Source organism: Lyngbya sp. PCC 8106 (genome assembly GCF_000169095.1).
Classification (GTDB): domain Bacteria; phylum Cyanobacteriota; class Cyanobacteriia; order Cyanobacteriales; family Microcoleaceae; genus Capilliphycus.
The window spans coordinates 125,111-143,612 of sequence record NZ_AAVU01000012.1 but is presented as its reverse complement, the minus strand read 5'-3'; the positions used below and the strand labels follow the sequence as shown (position 1 = coordinate 143,612).

The 18,502-nt window shown below is 39.9% G+C and carries 10 protein-coding genes; 2 read left to right on the top strand and 8 right to left on the bottom strand.

The features are described 5' to 3' along the window. Positions 1 to 93: 93 nt before the first annotated feature. On the bottom strand, positions 94 to 378 hold the full coding sequence (locus L8106_RS10505; protein ID WP_009784262.1) for a hypothetical protein: 285 nt from the start codon (positions 376 to 378) through the stop codon (positions 94 to 96). A gap of 314 nt (positions 379 to 692) precedes the next feature. On the opposite strand from L8106_RS10505, the gene L8106_RS10500 reads away from it, so the two are divergent. After that, a complete protein-coding gene (locus L8106_RS10500; protein ID WP_009784261.1) occupies positions 693 to 1,106 on the top strand; it encodes a hypothetical protein in 414 nt (137 codons plus the stop codon). A 186-nt stretch (positions 1,107 to 1,292) separates the two neighbouring features. Here L8106_RS10500 and L8106_RS10495 read toward each other — a convergent pair whose 3' ends face one another. The 3 genes from L8106_RS10495 to L8106_RS10485 all read right to left on the bottom strand — a co-directional run bounded on the left by L8106_RS10495 (position 1,293) and on the right by L8106_RS10485 (position 6,800). Then, a complete protein-coding gene (locus L8106_RS10495) occupies positions 1,293 to 2,258 on the bottom strand; it encodes a GNAT family N-acetyltransferase (RefSeq protein WP_232228458.1) in 966 nt (321 codons plus the stop codon). Between the two features lie 617 nt (positions 2,259 to 2,875). Further along, positions 2,876 to 4,006: a glycosyltransferase family 4 protein gene (locus L8106_RS10490; RefSeq protein ID WP_009784259.1), complete on the bottom strand. Its 1,131-nt coding sequence runs from the start codon at positions 4,004 to 4,006 to the stop codon at positions 2,876 to 2,878. A gap of 91 nt (positions 4,007 to 4,097) precedes the next feature. Then, positions 4,098 to 6,800 (bottom strand): chloride channel protein, encoded by a 2,703-nt coding sequence (locus L8106_RS10485; protein ID WP_009784258.1) that lies wholly within the window; start codon positions 6,798 to 6,800, stop codon positions 4,098 to 4,100. Between the two features lie 451 nt (positions 6,801 to 7,251). On the opposite strand from L8106_RS10485, the gene L8106_RS10480 reads away from it, so the two are divergent. Beyond that, positions 7,252 to 7,464, top strand: a complete 213-nt coding sequence (locus L8106_RS10480) for a DUF6464 family protein (RefSeq protein ID WP_009784257.1) — start codon at positions 7,252 to 7,254, stop codon at positions 7,462 to 7,464. A 129-nt stretch (positions 7,465 to 7,593) separates the two neighbouring features. Here L8106_RS10480 and L8106_RS10475 read toward each other — a convergent pair whose 3' ends face one another. The 4 genes from L8106_RS10475 to L8106_RS10460 all read right to left on the bottom strand — a co-directional run bounded on the left by L8106_RS10475 (position 7,594) and on the right by L8106_RS10460 (position 18,457). Beyond that, a complete protein-coding gene (locus tag L8106_RS10475) occupies positions 7,594 to 9,120 on the bottom strand; it encodes a peptide ligase PGM1-related protein (protein WP_009784256.1) in 1,527 nt (508 codons plus the stop codon). 152 nt (positions 9,121 to 9,272) lie between these two features. Beyond that, on the bottom strand, positions 9,273 to 10,871 hold the full coding sequence (locus L8106_RS10470) for a glycosyltransferase family 39 protein (RefSeq protein ID WP_009784254.1): 1,599 nt from the start codon (positions 10,869 to 10,871) through the stop codon (positions 9,273 to 9,275). Positions 10,872 to 11,146: 275 nt separating this feature from the next. Next, positions 11,147 to 14,464, bottom strand: coding sequence for a hybrid sensor histidine kinase/response regulator (locus L8106_RS10465; RefSeq protein WP_009784253.1), 3,318 nt, complete (start codon positions 14,462 to 14,464; stop codon positions 11,147 to 11,149). Positions 14,465 to 14,581: 117 nt separating this feature from the next. Next, positions 14,582 to 18,457, bottom strand: coding sequence for a GAF domain-containing protein (locus L8106_RS10460; RefSeq protein ID WP_009784251.1), 3,876 nt, complete (start codon positions 18,455 to 18,457; stop codon positions 14,582 to 14,584). Positions 18,458 to 18,502: the final 45 nt, after the last annotated feature.

The following is an 18,502-nucleotide window of genomic DNA, read 5'->3' as shown; positions in this document are numbered from 1 at the left end:
AGCAATTTGGGTCGAGATGTTCTCGACAAGATCTTTACATCACTCTAAAGTTATTCCCTATCCTTAATAAAAATTAAGTTCAATTGACTTGAGTTAATTGAACATTTTTTTCTGTTGAAGCTGAAATTTTTCTGGAAGGTCAAATCGTTTAATATTACTATTTTGATTCCAAATGTATTGTAGTAAATCAACCTCTAGAATCGTATCATAATTTTTAAACTCAGAAGAAAACCGTTTGCTGACAACCGAAACTGAAGCAATCACTCTACCTTTTTCTAGGTTGATTTCCAGTAAAGAACCGACATCAAGCCACTGCTCTGAGTAGATTTGTTGACCGGGTAGTTCTTGATGGGTAAATTTTATGATATATTCGTACATCTTCAGACCTCTTTAAAAAAAATAATCCCTTGATTATTTAACGGTTCTTACATTGCTTTTTCCGGTTATTTTGCCAATTGATTGACATCTTCCCCTAATAATTTACAATCTTGATGGTGTCGTAAAACAGACTAAGGAATTCTCCAAGTCGAGGAACAAACTTCATACCCTCTCCCCGTGAAGTATCAATGTCTTCACTTCATCGGATATATCTTGAAACGTGATGATGTTCTCTCGGTATAATAAATACATCTAAGCTTGAGTTCATCCCCAATTTGACCACCGATCAACCCTAATTTTTAGGAGTGACAGAAATGGAATCAGAATCAACAAAAGCTAACCAACTGAGTAGACTGCAATTTGTGGGAGTCGTTGCAGCCACTACCTTGATAGGAGGTTTTCTCTTATCACTTTTTACCTCGGGAGGAGATCAACCTGTTGAAGAAGTTAAAACAATTCCCACTCTTCCAGAATATCCCCAGTCTCAGCCCCCAGAAAAGCCTAAAGTCATTCAACCGATTGAACCTAGATCCTCGACGGAGAACACAGTGGTGTTAGTTCCTGAAACTCAAGCCGAAATCGATTGTGTTTTAGGAGGAGGAGGCGCTGCGTGTTTTGATGACAACTATCAGCCGAATTATCCGACAACTTCTAATCAAGAAGAATGGGAAGATTGGGAACGCAGTCAACAAGAGAAGAATAACTTGATCAAGAGATTGTTTAGATAGTTTTTCAGAGATTTTGTGATTTAGTCTTGATTCTTATTGAGAGATTATCTTTAAGAACAAAGGAGTATAGGAACTTGATCTCTAGATCGAAGGAAATCAGGAACTTGAGAAAAAATACGGGCGGGTTTGGTCATTAAACTCGCAATTATATCAATCCACCGATTGCAATTTAACCCGCCCCTTTGTTTATGCAGCGACAGGTTTAACCCAAGATAAAACAGTTTCTACAGGACGAAACCCAACAGACTCATAAAGGTGATTTGCACCCGTGAGGCTTTGAGAGTCTACACTTAGTTTAACGGTATCGGCGCCGGCTGCTTGTAATTGACGTATTCCCGCAAATAACATCGCCCGTCCTAACCCCATGCGTCGGAAACCGCGTCGAGTTCCTAACCACTCGATCCAACCCGTATAAGCTTTAGTGTGAGTTTGAGGCTTCAGACGACAGCTACACAACGCCGCAAAGGTGCCATCGGGTGCGATCGCAATTAGGTCTAATTCGGGTTGATAATCGGGGAGTGTCTGCCAATATTTAACGGTTTCTGCGGTAATATCGTAATGGTTCCAGTGGTCAATAAAGGATTGATTATACATTTCAACCCAAGCGGGAATTTGGTCTTGATTTTTTAAAAAAGCCAGTTGAAATCCTTCGGGAAGTTGGGGAAGGGGTAAGGGTTGAAGAAGTGATCGTTCTAAGGTGAAAAATTCTCGTTTAATTTGAAAACCTTGTTGATTAAATAATACCGCTCGATCTACTTGATCGTCTCGGCTATCGGTGAGGAGTCTTACTGGTCGATGTTTTTGTCGTCCGAGTCGTTGCAGATGTTTTTCACTCCATTGAATTAACTCGGCTTCTAACCCTTGATGTCGAACATCTGGATGAACAAATATCCACAGATTCCCGTCAATTTTAGTCGTTGATTCTTGATGTTCAATCAAGGCTAAACCGATTAGTTGACCGTTATCTTTTTCGATCAGGTAGGTATCACAACTGCGTTCTAAATCCGGTGAATTCAAAATGAGTTGAAATTCGGCTAAAGAAACATCTTCATCTAAACGATCATACGCCGCACAAGTATTGACTAAAGTTGTAATCGAACTTCGGTCTGTGACTTTTTGGTAAGATCGTCTCGTTAAACTTGCTAACATCATAACTTTTCATCCAGTTTGACAAATGATTTGGAGTATATTGATTCAATCTTGAATTTTGCGTTTGAATGAATGGCTTGATCAAACGCTAGATTCTCCCCTGATTTAGGGAAGTTTAGGAATAGAAGTCTTAGGGAATTTAGTTTAAGTTTTAAACAATACTTAAGTTAGCTAATTTGATTAGCGTACTAAATTCCGACAATATTATTGTGAAAAAGAAAACACCAAAATTGAGCAATCTTTTCAGATTACCAAGAGTTTAATGTTCTCCCGTTAGACACTCATAAAAAAATTGACCTGTTTCTAGGTGTTTTAATGGTTCTCGAAATGTTCTCAGGTTCAAGGGGGTCGCCAGTTCGACCTCTGGCTCCTGGAAAGTAACCCAACCTGAATTTTATTAACCCAAACAAAACTGTTGCTAAGTAAAGAAGGATTCCACCTCCAAGGAGGGATTTACCCTTTTTCTAAACGATTTCATATGCTTTCCGACTCTATCGGAAGGAGGAATTTGTATTATTCTCTCCCCAAGTTTAGTATAACCTCAATCTATCGGGTTTTGTCAAGGTCTAGTTGAGCCTAAAGGTAAGATAGGACATTTAACTTATAAAATCTTAATCTTTCTAAGATAATTTTCTGATCAAAGCTAAAAGCTTTTTAGCCGTCATCTCCCAAGAAAATTGTTGTGCAGTTTCTTTGGCTCTTTGACCCACTAAAGCCTGATTTTCATCACTCATCACTCGATGGAGTTGTTGTCGCAAAGATTCTCGATTCGGTTCAGCCCAATGGGGACTATTTTGAGGTTGAATATACTGAGTATCATAACATTTTCCGAGGGGAACTAAGTCATATTCAATCGGATAACAATTACTAGAATTTGCATATTCTGTTGGCCCTCCATAAAGGGGCATAATTACAGGTAAACCTGCGGCGAAAGCATCAAGAATCTTAATCGCAAATCCTTCGCCTCGAAAGGGAGCAACGACGACATCTGAGAATAAATATAATTGGGCTAAATCCGTTTTATTCAGCAGTCTTCTGAGAATATAAACATTCGGCATTCTCTCTCCCAACTTTTTACGAATATTAATTGCCATTTCAGTCACTTTATTATAATTACTTCCACCATCCTTAATAATCAATAAAACATTCGGATTTCCCTGAAATTCTTCACAAAATAAAGGAAAAAATATATCCGTTCCAAATCGATATAAATCCCAAGAGTTGGTGAGATGTAAAAAACATTTCACTTGAGGTTTTTTTTGAGCCTTAACTTGCGCTTCCATCTCCAAACAATTGAATAAAAGAGGGTTAGCGCCCAGAGGTAAAACAGAAACATCTGATTCTGAACACCCCGCTTGTAATAAAATCTGCTTACAATAGTCACTCACCGCTAATTTATGATAGGAATTGTCGAGAGTTGATTGAATCCAATCATCATGATATTGATCGGTGCGAGTGAATTCGTAGTTAATCGCAAAAAACTCAAAATTCACATGACCTTGAAGCTGAATATCTCGGGTTGTTGGCCAGTAATGTGACCACTTGAATTGAAACAGTTGAGACGGAGATTGTTCCATCCAATACTCTAACATTTCTTTCTCTCGATCACTAATCACTTTCAAGGCATCAGGAGAGAGTTCAGAGGGTTCTATCGAAACATCAACACCGAGTTGAGACAAAGTTTTGGCTAAACTCAAGGTGATATCAGCAAATGAATTAAAATATTGAAAATTGACATTAAAATGAACCATGAAAGTCAGGAGAGAGGGAGACAGTGAGTAGTGATCAAGAGGGCTAAGGTGATTTACTAAGGATAGACGAAAGACTGTTCTCTAGAAAGATTTAATCGGCTGCATGACCGATTGCGGGACGAACCAAAATCACAGTACAATCACAATGACGAGCGATCGCTTCGGGAATATTTCCTTGAATCACTTGTTTCAGCATTCCTTCACGACTCGCCCCCAAAACCACAACATCACAATGTTCTTGATAAGCAAAATCAATCACCGCATCCGGAACAAACTCAGAAGTCACCGCCGTGATTCTCACTTTAGAATTCAATAAAGAACTTAACTCCTGGGAAGTATGCTCCCAAGCCCGTTTTTCCGAAACAGAAACCTCTTTATTCATCACTTTTAACAAACGAATTTCGGCTTGATGACTCAAGTGTGTTAAAGCTGGTAAAAGTTGAACCGCAACCGACTTTTTAGCATCATCCCGAATCGGAACTAACCACCGTTGCCAACCTAAAAGAGAATGTAAGCGCAACTTCCGTTTTGAACCAAAAGGATCAACCATTTGCGGCCATTTGACCAAAACCATTTCACACTCACAGGCTCGAATAATCATATCTACGACATTACCAAAAACGCGATCGCTAGTCGAAGATTTACCTTGCCAACCCATCAAAATCAGATCAATATGTCGCTCTTTTGTCGTTTCAAGAATCGCTTGAGCAACATCATTTGTCACCCGAACTTGAGTATGTAAGGGAATTTTCCAAGCCCGCCCCATTTGTTCAGCTTGTCGCATCAAACGCCGACTTTTAGTGAGTCGAACAGGCGTTTCACTCGGCGAACGGTGACGAGGTATCGTAATCACGTTTAAGCATTCTATCTCATAATTTCGTTCCCGAGCGATCGCTGCGGCAATTTCCAACAGAGAGGGAGCAGTTTTGGGGTTATGAAGGGAAACCAACATCCGTCCTTGACCAACTTGAGGCGCTCGGGTTTGATAGACAACATAGGAAGGTTCTGGATGCAACCCGACTTGTGTATCTTCACCGCTAAGAATGCCCAACTCCGCTTTAATAATATCACTGCGGGTAATAATCCCAACCAGATGACGACCTTCAACAACAGGTAAACGACTAGGTTTATATTTACCAAGTAAATAGAGAACTTGAGTAAGAGTTTCATCCGGAGTCACCGCAATCGGTTTGGAAGTCATAAACTTGTGTAAAGGCGTATCCTCGGGCAAATTTTGCTGACTAACATTACTCAAATCTCTTTGGGTAACTATCCCCACCAGTTTGCCATTTTCTACAACCGGAAACCCTCGATGTTGGGAGCGAGAAAACTCCTGTCTAACTTGTAAAAGCGGTAACTGACTCGATAAGGTTTCCACCTGACGTTGCATGACATCTCTGGCGAGTAATTTACTCAACGCTTCGCGATCAAGTTGATCTTCTTTTAACTCAATACCGTTTAATTTGAGTAGGCGATCATAGAGGGAATGTTTATCGATTTTATCAGCGACAAAGTAGGCAACAACCGAACAAATCATCAATTGCAACACTAAGTTAAAATCTCGGGTAATCTCAAATACAATCACAACGGCAGTAATTGGCGTTCGAGATACCGCACAAAAGAAAGCTCCCATTCCCGCATAGGCGAAGGTTGTTGGGGGTTCCAAGCCAATTAAGCTAAATTCCCATATCCCAATCAATTTACCGAGCGCCGCTCCTAAAACCAGCGAGGGGGCAAATAAACCGCCAGGTGCCGAAGAACTCGCCGCAATTGTTGTCAGGACAAAGTGAGCAACAAAAGCTAGGGCGGTGATTGTCCAGTTGAGTTCCCCACTCAGAAGAAATTCCCGCAAACCTGCATTGTTGCGAAATTCCACAGGTAAGACAGAAACAATTAACCCACACAAAAATCCCGCTAATGCCATTCGTACCGGGAGTCCCAATGAAAAGGCTTTGCGGCTAAATTGGAGGGCAGAAACAATGCTTCGACTAAATAGCGTTCCCAGTACACCCGCCAGAATACCCAAAATGATGTAAAAGGGAATTTCACCCGGTTGAATTAACCATTGCTGATAGGAACGTTCCATAACTTCAGCTGAAGGGGGTTCAAAGTCGGGGTTTTGACCTTCTAAGAGACGAGAAACCACCGCCCCGATAAAGGAGGCGATAATTGCAGGCCCCAAGGTAATACCAGAAATATCGTGGAGTAAGTCTTCGACGACAAATAAAACACCTGCAATGGGAGCGTTAAACCCGGCGGCTAATCCGGCGGCTGCCCCACAAGCGATGATTTGGCGGCTGTAGTTTGGAGAAGTTGGCACCCAACGCCCAATCCAAGCAGCGAGGGCGGCACCAATTTGAACGGTTGGCCCTTGGCGTCCGAGGGTTAAACCCGAACCCATCGTAAACATTGTTCCGAGTAGTTTGGAGATAGCGACTCGAAAGTCTAGAGAAATGGGCATTCCACTTAAAGCCGCCTTTACCTGGGGAACTCCGCTTCCAGTCGTTTCGGGAGCAAATCGTTCAACTAAAAATCCAGTGAGAAAGCCGCCAATCAGTCCCACACTCGGCAAAAACACCCAAACGGGTAGGGGACTATTAAGGGCACCATAGATTCGCCATGACCCTAACCATCCCGCTCCTACTCGCAAGCAGAAAGCAGCCAATCCAGAGACTAAACCAATCATACAGGCTTCCAGGATAGCCAAGCGTCTCTGAGATTGAGGTTGTAGGATTTGAGTCGCGATTATTTTGAACCGTTTTGAAAGTTGCTCGGGAATAGAAATTCGCAACATATAATATGATAAGATATTAGGCTAATCGTTTTTGGGATAGAAAGTTAAAGGTTTGATTGATTGAATTGGAATTAAGCTACTCTAGTTTGTCGGATTACAGCGTTCGCTACAGACTATTTATGCCCATCGCCTGGGATCTTTCGATTCACAAGACCTCTTTTGAAACTTTAATGGATAGTTTAATATACTCAGTTGGGTTGTCGCCAAAGAGACTAACTTCAAACGTCTCGCGCGTGAGCAATATCACTTCACATTCACAAGCTTTCAGGGGTTTATCCGGAGAGGACTTCGCCCCCAACTGATCTAAAATCCTTAAATATTGGTGTGACTATGATTGATGGGGAGGTGGGGAGGTAGGGAGATGGGGAAAGTGAATACCATGGGGTGTGAATCGAACAGAAGTTGTAAAAAATGCTAAGATCAACCCCAACTGAATTGATGTGAAATCGAGATGAGCAATAACATCGGTATGGCTCGGATGCGTTTGCAGTCTTACCACCAAATTAAGCGTTTCCTCGAATACCACGAACAACGTCATCGCATTTTATCTAAAAAAATTGATCAGCAAAAAACGTGTAGATATAATGCGGGTTCTGCTTTTTTACGCTGTGCAGTAAATCCGAGTGGCCCTTGTTCGGAGTGTAATCATTATGCTTCTCAATAAAGTTTGATTCTGGATACACTTGCGGATAATTTATTGTTGATTTCGATAGATTAGGTCATATTTTGAAGAATTATTGTTAACGGTAAAGCTCTAATGTTCTGGGTTAATGTGTTGATTGTTGTTTTGGATTTATGCTGTTTCTTGATCTAAAACTTCAACCACTTGGTTATAAATAGACTGAGCGTGCTGAGGTGTATTCCCAATACAAGTTAATCCGAGTTTTCCAAATTCTGATAAACACCCCATTAAATGAAATACAGTTCCGGTTTCTGTACTGCTATCAAAATGTAAGCCATGATCAGCGATAATATCCATTAAGTCATCGGGAAGTAAGCCTTGATAATGAGGTTTTTTTAAATTATCCGAAGCAATATAAAACTTAGGCTTTCCTTGACGACTATAAAATAAACCTTTTTCCAGATTAAAACATCCATTCGTTAAGAGTTTTAAGGTCATAAACGGATGAGTCGTTCCGCCTCGACGCAGGTTAATTTCGATAGCATAAATCTCCCAATCTTTAGAATCTATACCCTTTTGAACGGTGACAAAATCTAAACTAAACCGTTCTAATGCTCCTTTTTGAGCGAGATTTCTTCCCACTTGTTCACCCATTTTTTGCAAACGGAGTCGGTAAGCTTCATCTGCTGGAAAGTGACACCCTTCAAAGATTTGACCATCTGGCCCGCCGAGAATTTGATCGTGAGTTGAGACAATTTCGACAGTTTTATCGGGATGAATTAAACATTGAACACTCGGCGATCGCTTCACTTTTCCCGGAATAAAAGCTTCAACAATTGCACCTAAATCAAGAATACGACGACTAAATTTTTGCCAGTTTTCTTGGGAGTCTTGAAATCTCAAGTTAGGTAGGTGATCACGAATAATTTTCAAACGATCTGATCGGGTTAATGATCTCATTTGAGGTAAATCTAATAACCCATTCCCTTCACCCGAAAATCCTTCATTGAGCTTGATCACGACTTGTTTTAATTGCGGATGACGTTCCCATAAATCTGTGGTTGCTACGACTAAATCTTCCACCGTAAAGACTAAAGAACTACCATCAGGATGAGGAAGATTACACTCTGCAAAAATTTGCCGACTTCCGCTTTTTGTTCCCCAGTGAAGCAAATCAGGATCGGAAGCTAATAAAGGAATGCCCAGTCTAACAGAAAGTTGCCGTTCCAAACCTGTTGAATTGTAACAAACCATGTAAGATTGTTGGGGACGCAAAACATTAGCAATTCGTTCAAGTAAACGAGGGCGTTTGAGGATTTTTTCGGTGAGAGACTGAGGAGAAGCATCATAAGTTGAAAAGAGTAATAAGCGATCGCGAGCGTGAGAAAATGGAATTCCCGGCATTAAATGTAAGTAATAATCAATTACACTAGGATGGATCGGTTGAGAAGTCACATAAATCAGACGCATTCTAGGGTTTCGCAAGCGAATTAATGAAAACAGCAACCGTTCTTCATATTGATGAACACCGGGAATTTTCTCTAGTTGTTGTTGATCTAGAGTCAGGGAAGGAATGACTAAAACATCATAATCATCTAAACTCAATCCTTCTGGAGCTGAGGCTTGCTGACGGAGTTTATTTTGTAGAGCCTGAAATTGTTTAATGGTGTCTTCTAAGGACGTATTAGGTGCTGACATAGAACCCCATGATGGTCTGAATGAGTATTTTAATTTTAGTTGATGAGTTGTTAGAAAATGTACCTTTCGATAACAATCTCAAACAATTGCTTCAAGTTTCTTCTTAAATGCTCAGATCAGAAGCAAAAGCTCGCAATTCTTGTCAAAGTTAGCTATCGACTGAGTTTCCAAAGATTTCCCGACTTATGCAATGAGTTGAGTTGATATCCTTTCTGTTGCAGAGTTTCTTGTAAGAAAATTGAGGGTTGAAAGACAAAAATAGTTGAGTTTCGAGGAATCAGAGATAATTTGGGTTGTTGACTCATTAAGATAAATTTTACATCATTGTCGAGTAAATGACTCAATGAAATAATCTCACCAAAGTTGGTATAATTATCCCCTTTATCTGTGACAATATAAGGAGAGTTAACGGTATTCACAAGACGAGCCACTTCTGGATTCCAATAGCTAATACGTTTAGACCACCAAGTTTGTGAATAAGCACTCAAGCTACAAGAGATGAGACTAGCAGTTAGACACAGTGCTAACATTCCTCGCCACAAATGCACACCATCAGCAAATGAAAATCTACCGCTATTGATATGAATTGCAAATAAATAAGTCACGGCGAGTTGGATAGCAGGAAAGCAAACAATGAGATAACGAGTGATAGAAGATCGTCGTCCTCCCATCAACAAATCAGGTAAAACTAAAATTAGAAAAGGAACTAAAATAGAAGTGAGAATAAATTGTCGATTCATCCGAGGTGTTCGCTCACACACTTGATATAAACCAACAATGATTAGAATGCCAAAAGGTAATCGTAAGAGATAAGTCCAGGGATTATTAAAGCCAAAATCAATATCAATAAAAAGTGAGGTAAAACTGAGTATCCAATACTTGATTAAATCCCAAGATGTGATCGGAATTTTTGTCCAGTTGGTTGTATTTATTGCGCTTTGGAGATTGGAAACTAAAATATTAATCCAAGGACTAAATAAAATCAGAGTAATTGTTAAAGCGAGGAGAAATTTTATAACCAAACGAGGAGTATTTTTTTTAGATTGAGATGAGGTACTGAGCAGCACGATATAAGCACTATGAGCAATCATCGTTAAGCCAAACAAAGGATGAGTATAGAGTCCTAATGCACAAGTTAAACTATAAAGTCCCCAAAATAACCAACTGTTTAAACGAATTGATTTAAGGAGCAAATAGCTACTCCCAATAATAAATACAGTCAGCAAACTATATTGTCGTGCTGTTTGTGCGTAGATAATATCAATGGGAGATAAAGATAAAAAGGCTGTGGCGAGTAAGGCGGTGAAATGAGAACCAAAAAGTTCCAAAGCCAAACCATACATTAAAGGGAAAGAAAATAAACTCAATAATGCAGGTAAAAAACGAGATGTAGTAATAGAACTCCCAAAAATAGACATCCAACCCCGAGCGAGGAGAAAGTAGAACGGTGGATGTTGGGGTTCATCTATCATTAAAGAACTAATTGTATCCTTAAAGGTACTGTCGGATTTAATTCTTTGATATTTTAGAAGTTCGGGTACTGTGATAATTTTATTATCAAAAAAATTAGGTTCAATTTTGCTCAGAGTAAACCCTGAACTTTTCAAGTTTGTGAAGACTTCATCATACCAGAAAACCTTACGATCAAGTTCTAGAAAACGAAAAACAATACCTAAGACAATGACAATTCCTAAAAAAATAACGAGATATCGATGTCTAGTCCCTGTGAATAACTTATATCGAGAAAACATTTTTAAATCACAACGAATAATGATTAATGATGGACTCTAAATGCTGTCACGGTTTCTATTAAGCGTGTATTCCTCTGCATTAGATATCCGCTAAGATTGAGTTTATTTTTAATAAAGTTAAGTTTGAGGAATTTGTCTAGTGTATCACATTTTGACAGATTAATAGAGAGGAGTGAGCCGTTTTTTGGCTTCTTCCTCTCGATTTGAGTCTCAACAGCTATTGAGAAGGCGGAAAGTCGTAGGTAAAAAGACTGTTTGATTGGAAATTTAATTCATTAAACTCGACCCATTTCTAGATGTTGCTGCAAAATAATCATTAATTCTTTCTCATTCCAAGGTTTAGTAATATAGTCATTTGAACCCAGTTGTTTAGCAAGTTGACGATGACGATCATTGCTCCGAGAAGTGAGAATCAAGACTGGAAGTGCATCAGTTGAAAATCGACGACGACAGTGACTTAAAAACTCAAATCCATTCATTTCTGGCATTTCTAAATCACAAATAACAATCTCAACGTTACTGTATTGTTGGAGTTGAATTAATCCTTCTTTTCCGTTGTTTGCTTGTATAACCTTGTATCCTTCTTTTTGCAACATTGTACATAAAGATTGACGAGTTGTAATGGAGTCATCAATCACTAACACTGTTGATTTTTTTGGAGAATTAGATTGTTTTTGACGGGGTACTATTTTAAGCTGACTGACAGAAGATTGCTCTTGGTTCCAATAATTTAACAACTCTGGACTATCAATTACAGGGACTAAGCGACCATCTCCTAAAATAGTACAACCATAAAAGTAAGAGGGTGCTGAAAATATTTTTCCAAAGGGTTTGATGGTTAAGTTCTGTTCCATCAAAACTTGGTCTATTTTGAGAGCAACTGTTTCTAACCCTTGTGAAATCAAGAGTATTATTGATCTTTTATTATCTATTTTTCTTTCAATATTTTGAGAGTGTAGATGATGACCATTTTGCTGATCATTAATTTCACGAGGATAATTATACTCTAATAAAATAGGCTGAACCAAAGGTATTTTTTGCCCATACCAGTTGTAATATTCTCGTTGACCATCGGTAGTAATTTCTTTGGAAGAAGCAGAAACAATTCCAGCCAAAGTATCTAAAGGAATCGCAAATAAACTTTCTTTGACTTCAAAAACCAATAACTTAGTAATCGTTAATGTCCAGGGTAAACGGAGAGTAAATGTTGTTCCTTTACCTAATTCTGATTGGATACTAATAAATCCTTTTAAAGCTTCGATTTGATTGCGAACTGCTTCTAAACCCACGCCTCGACCTGATAAATCACTCACTTTATCCCGAGTTGAAAAATCAGGATAAAACAAAAATTCATAGATCTGATTTTTAGAAAGTCGTTCGGCTTCTTGATTAGAAATAATCCCTTTAGCAATGGCTTGAGAACGAATTTTTTCTACATTAATTCCTTGACCATCATCTTTAACTTCTACATAGGTATAGTTTCCTTGTTGATAGGCTTTAATTTCCATTTTTCCCTCAACCGATTTTCCTCTAGACTGACGGAGTTCAACGTCTTCAATACCATGATCAAACGCATTTCTAACCAGATGAACTAATGGATCATATAACTTTTCTAAAATAGCTTTATCAACTAATGTATTTTTACCTGTAAGTTCAAGTTTAACTTGTTTTTGTTCGCGAACAGATAAATCTCGAATCATCCGTGGAAATCGATTTAAAAGTGATTCCACTGGTAACATTCGAGTTTCCGTAAGATGCTTTTGAACTTTGTGTAGAGTTTGTTGTCGCTTTTTAATAATTTGCTGACTTTGAAGGGTTAACCATTTCATATCATAAATAACTTCTCTGACTTGATCTAGTTCTTCTAAGGTCTTTTGTACTAACAAATTAATCGATTTAGAAACTTGTCGGTGTTCAGCTTGATTTGAGGTGTTATTAGAACGATGAAAATCTGTATGATTCTGAGCTTTAACTAAAGATTTTCGTAACTTATCTCTCAGCATTTCTAACCGTTCTACAGCAGTTTGAGATTTTTGATTATGTAAGAGAAAACTATTATCTTGAGTTGCGAGTTCCCCAACTAAATTATTAATTAAATCTAAGCGGTTGACATCGACTCTAACTCCCAAAGACATTGGAGAGGAGACAGCAGAAGCAACCGGAGTCAGAGAAACTTCTTTTTGAACGGTTTCTAGAACTTCTTCTGGAATTTCTTCTGGAATTTCTTCTGGAACTTCTTCTATAATTTCTTCTATAACTGATGAATTTTTATTGGTTAATATGGCTTTTTGAATTGTCCAAAACTCAGCTAAAGTAAGTACACCAATTTTTAGATGAGAGAGCGGATCAGTTTCCAAAGCTTCTAAAGCAGCTTGAGCGATCTCACTAAACTGGGGTAAATTTAACATATTCGCCAAAGTAGCGAACATCTCAATTTGAGTTTGTAATTCTTCGGTAATATTGGATTTAGAAGCAACGTGAGAACCGTTAGAATTAGCTTGTTCTTCATCATCCGTAATGATCTCAACCTGATCTTCAAAAACATCAAGTTCAATCAATTGTGAGGGATTATCCAAAGAACATCCGAGTCGGGTTTCAAGTTGTTGTAAAATTGGTTGAATAACAGTGATCGCATCTTCATTGGGTAAATTACCCGATTCAACTTGTTCTAATAGCGGAACTCGCAAACTATCAAAAGCTTGTAATAAAAGTTCGCTTAACTCTGAACTTCTAAATGGTTGAACTTTTTTAAGCTGAATATCTTCTTCGTGAACTTCTTCAACCTGAATATCTTCTTCGTGAACGGCTTCAAACTGAATTTCACTTTGGGTAAAGTTAATTAATACTGGACTCAATTTTCCGCCTTCAACGCGATCACCTTCTAAAACTGCTTTTTGTCCAGTCCAAAGATCAGTTAATGCAGCTTTTGTAATCTCTGAATATAAATCTGGATGCAGTTGTAATGCTTCTATTGTAGTTTGAGCAATCGCTGTAAACCCCGGTAAATCCAACATACTCCCGAGAGTTGCTAACACCTCAAATTGAGCATAAAGTTCTTCTTGAAGATTAGGAGGAGGAGACGTTAAAATCTCTTGAATTCGATGTAAACTCGTCGGAACTTCTTTGTCAAATAGAAACAGCGTCATATCCGTTTCAATCGGAACCTCTGGAAATTCAACGGCTTCTTCAAGCGGTATCCCCAGTTTAACCTCCAGCTTCATAAATGTGGGTTGAGCATCAGAAATTGCCGTTTCTTCATCGCAGGAACCCGTTTCAATTTGTTCAATAATAGGCGCTCGTAAACTATCAAAAGCTTGTAACAGTAATTCTTCTAATTCGACATCAAAAACCGTATCTTCTGGATATAAAGCTCGAATTCCATTTTCGAGTTGATGAGCAATTTCTTGAATTCCCATTAACCCGACACAAGCCGCTCCCCCTTTAATTGAATGAGCCGCCCGCATCAATCCATGCAGTTTTTGAATATCATGGGTTTGAGAAAGAGTCATTAATCCCTGTTCAAGAATTTGTAAAAGTTCCAAAGATTCTTGAACAAAAAATTCGTAAGACTGATCTTGAGTAATAGTTGACATTGTTTTTATAATTAATAGTGATCAGTAATGAGTGATCAGCGATTAGTGATTACAATTATTCCTTCACAAGTCGGGGGAATTCATCAATCACCCCGACAATTTACGATTCACTCTTGACTATTTTGTTTCAACTTTAAACTGAGAAACCCCAGTTTGTAAGTTACCCGCTACCTCCAACAATTGAGTAAACGAATCAGCCACTTGTAGAGACTGTTCAGATGTCGAACGAGCAATTCCAGCCACTTCTTGAATAGTGTGAGAAAGTTGACCCGAAGTTTCGGCTTGTTCCGTAGCAGAATCAGCAATTTGTTCAACTAAATTCCGAATCAAATGACTAACTTCTATCAATTCTGTCAGTGTTTGACGAGTTTCTTTCACCAGTTGAGTACCAGTCATTACCCGTTTTAAACCCACTTTCATCGCCCGTACAACTTCATTCGTTTCGGCTTGAATTTCCTCAACAATTTGCTCAATTTCTTGGGTTGCACTCGCCGATTGTTCCGCCAAAGTTCGCACCTCAGTCGCCACTGTAGCAAAACCTTGACCATCCTCACTCGCCCGGGTACTTTCAACCGAAGCATTTAACGCTAAAACGTGAGTTTGATTAGCAAATTCATTAATCAAATTCACCACCCGAGAAATTTTCGCGCTTGCCTCTCCTAAATTTTTCACCTTGCGAGCAGTAATGTATACTGTCTTTTGAATGGCTAAAATGCTCTCAACCGTCTGATTCATTGCCGCATCACCTTTTTGCAAAATCTCAGATGCCGATCGCACTTTGGTTTGAGCCGACTGAGCATTGTGAGCAACACCTTGAATCGAATCCGCCATCATCTGAATTTGACTGAGCGCATTAGTAATCGCATCAGCTTGGCGCAAAGCATCATTAGACAGCTTTTGGATATCCTGTTCACTCCCGGCTGCTGTAGAACTCACCACATTCGCCCCCGACTGAACTTGCAACACCAATCGTTGTAAACTCTCAATCGTGGCATTAAAAAAGTCAGCAACCGTTCCCATTACCCCTTCGGAGACTCGCGCCCGCACCGTCAAATCTCCATTAAACGATTCTTCAATCTCACCCAAAAACCCTTCAATTTGTTGTTGTAGCTGTTCTTTTTCCTGTTGTTGTTGAACTCGGGCAATTTCTGCAACTTGACTGGCTTGTTGAATTTGAGTCAACAATTGTGCTTGTTCTAAGGCATAACCCAGTTGCAAAGCCACTTGTCGGAATCCTTCAATTTCGGAGTCGGGCCAAGTCTCTTTTGTAAAACATTGATGGGCTTCTAACAATCCATACAAACTTTGATTGACAAAAATCGGCACACTGATCAAAGATTTAACTTGCCAATGGTGAAGTTGATCTTGATAAACTTTGGGTAAGGTTGTTTTTTCAAAATCTTCAATCACCTGAATCCGACTTTGGCGATAGCGCTTCAACAGTTCAGTACCAAGCGATAAACCCACCTGTTGGAGTGAGTGACTGTCTTCTTCTGAACCATCTGAGTCTTGTGACAAAATTTGCAAACAATTGGGTTTAACCGCCTCAGAAGTGACGTTGACAGCGGTTTGACCGTTTTGTTCTTCATTAAAACGATAGACCACAATCCGATCAGCTTTAATTAATTCCAGAGATTCTTCAACTGTGGTTTGAAAAATACGTTGCGGATCAAGAGATTCCCGAATCCGAGAACTAATATCACTCAATAGTCGAGCTTGTTGAGTGGCGGTGCGTTGTTCTTGGAGAAGGAAAGCCTGATCGAGTGCATAACCGATTTGAATCGCAATCTGTTGAACCAATTCAACTTCGTGGGATTTCCATTGACGGAGACGAGAACATTGATGGATGATTAACAACCCGTGTAGTTTTTGTTTGGCAATAATCGGCGCCACAATCATCGCCCGAACTTCAAAAGATTCCATCTGGCCGACTTGACATTCACTCAACTCACCCGCATAAACATCATGAACGACTTTGACTCGTCCTCGATAATAGGGTTTGATGTAGTTTTCTGCCAAACAAAAATCATCAACTGCTAATCCAATCGTTTTTGTTAATTCTGGATTCACCGATTCAGCAATAATCTTTCCTGTCCAGTTAGCATTAAATTGATTAACAACCACCCGATCTACACCTAGCGTATCTTTCGTTTCTTCAACTGCCGTACTGACGATATCTTGATAATTGAGAGATTCGCGAATGCGAGAACTAATGATATTCAAACGACGGGCTTGTTCAGCTGCATCTTGCTGTTTTTGCAATAAAGAAGCTTGATCAAGAGCCAGACCGACTTGAATCCCTAGTTGTTTGGTAAAGTTAATATCTGACTCGCTCCATTTGCGAGGGCCTGAACATTGATGAACGATCAACAATCCATGTAATTTGGTTTCCGCAATAATCGGCGCGACAATATTGGCTTTGACAGCCCAAGGCGCGAGCATTTCTGCATAACACTCAGCGTGTCCGGACTCCTGAAAGTCTTCTACGGTGCTGACTCGACCTCTGAAATAGGGCTTAACATAGCTTTTGGCAAAGCAAGGATCAGCAATTTTTTTCCCTAAGATCACCGGCCATTGGCTATCGACAGATTCTGCAATCACGCTTCCTTCCCAATTTTCTGTGAATTGATAAATGATCACCCGATCGGCTTTGACTGCATCTCGGGTTTCCTCAACCAGCAGATCAAAAACTTCTTCCGGGTTTTGGGAGTTGCGGAATTGAGTCGTGATTTCGTTAAGGAGTCGGGCTTTTTTGGCTGTGGCTTGTTGTTGTTCGAGGAGATAGGCTTGATCGAGGGCATATCCAAGCTGCACCGCCACTTTCCGCATTAGATCTATTTCCAGATCTTGCCAGGCTCTCGGCCCAGAACATTGGTGAGCAATCAACAATCCCATTAACTTACGGTTGACCAGAATCGGAGCAACTAGATTAGCTTTGACGCTAAAGGGTGCAAGTTGATTGAGATAACATTCAGTTAATCCCGCCTCAAAGATGTTTTCAGTCGCCGCCACTCGTCCCCGCAAATAAGGCTGAATGTAGCGTTGAGCAAAGCAAGGATCATCGATTGAGGCTCTTAATGCCGTCGGCCATTGACTATCGACAGATTCTGCAATCACGGTTCCTTTCCAGTTGGAATCAAATTCATACACCAATATGCGATCGCTTTTGAGAGCGGCTCGGGTTTCTTCAACGGTTGTTGCTAAAATATCCTCAACTTCAAAGGATTTACGGATTTGAGCGTTAATATGGTTGATTTGTTGCGCCTGTCGGGTTGCAGATTGTTGGGTTTGCAGCAGCAGGGCTTGGTCAATGGCATAACCAATTTGAGTCGCCAGTTGACGGAAAAATTCGATTTCGGCTTCGACCCACTGACGGGGTTCGCTACATTGATGGGCGATCAATAAGCCGTAGAGAAAGCCTGTGGGGTTGTCTGCGGTTTTGACTAAAATCGGAGCAATTAGGTTGGCTTTGATCGCCCAAGGTTCAAGTTGGTTAATATGACAGTCGGTGAGTCCCGCCTCGTAGATGTTGGGGATAGCTTTGACTCTGCCTTTTTGATAAAACTCCGCGTAGCGTTCGGAAAAACAGGGATCACTGATCTCCGCACCGATTGATGAAGGCCATTGCGGATCGACGGACTCGGCACTGACTTTACCATCCCATTCTCGATTGAAGCGGTAAACAATGACGCGATCGCTTTGTAGGGCTAAACGAGCGTCTTCAACGACGGTTTGACAAATGCTGTCTACGCTGAGAGATTCCCGCATCCGTGAGGTGATCAGGTTAATCAGTTCGGCGCGTTCAGCAGCAGCACCTTCTTTTTCGATTAAACCTTGGAGTTGGTTAATCCGATACTCGATATTGGAGCGTAAGGTGGTTAATTCTTTGGATAATGCGGTGGTTTTGGCTTTTAATCCGGTGCGCTGTTGGGTGGAGTAAACAGATTGAGCTTCTGTATCGATTACGAGGGGTATAATGGCTGAGTTATCCATTCCGTTTGATTGAGGGGTGAATGATGATCGGTTTTCTGAGTAGGA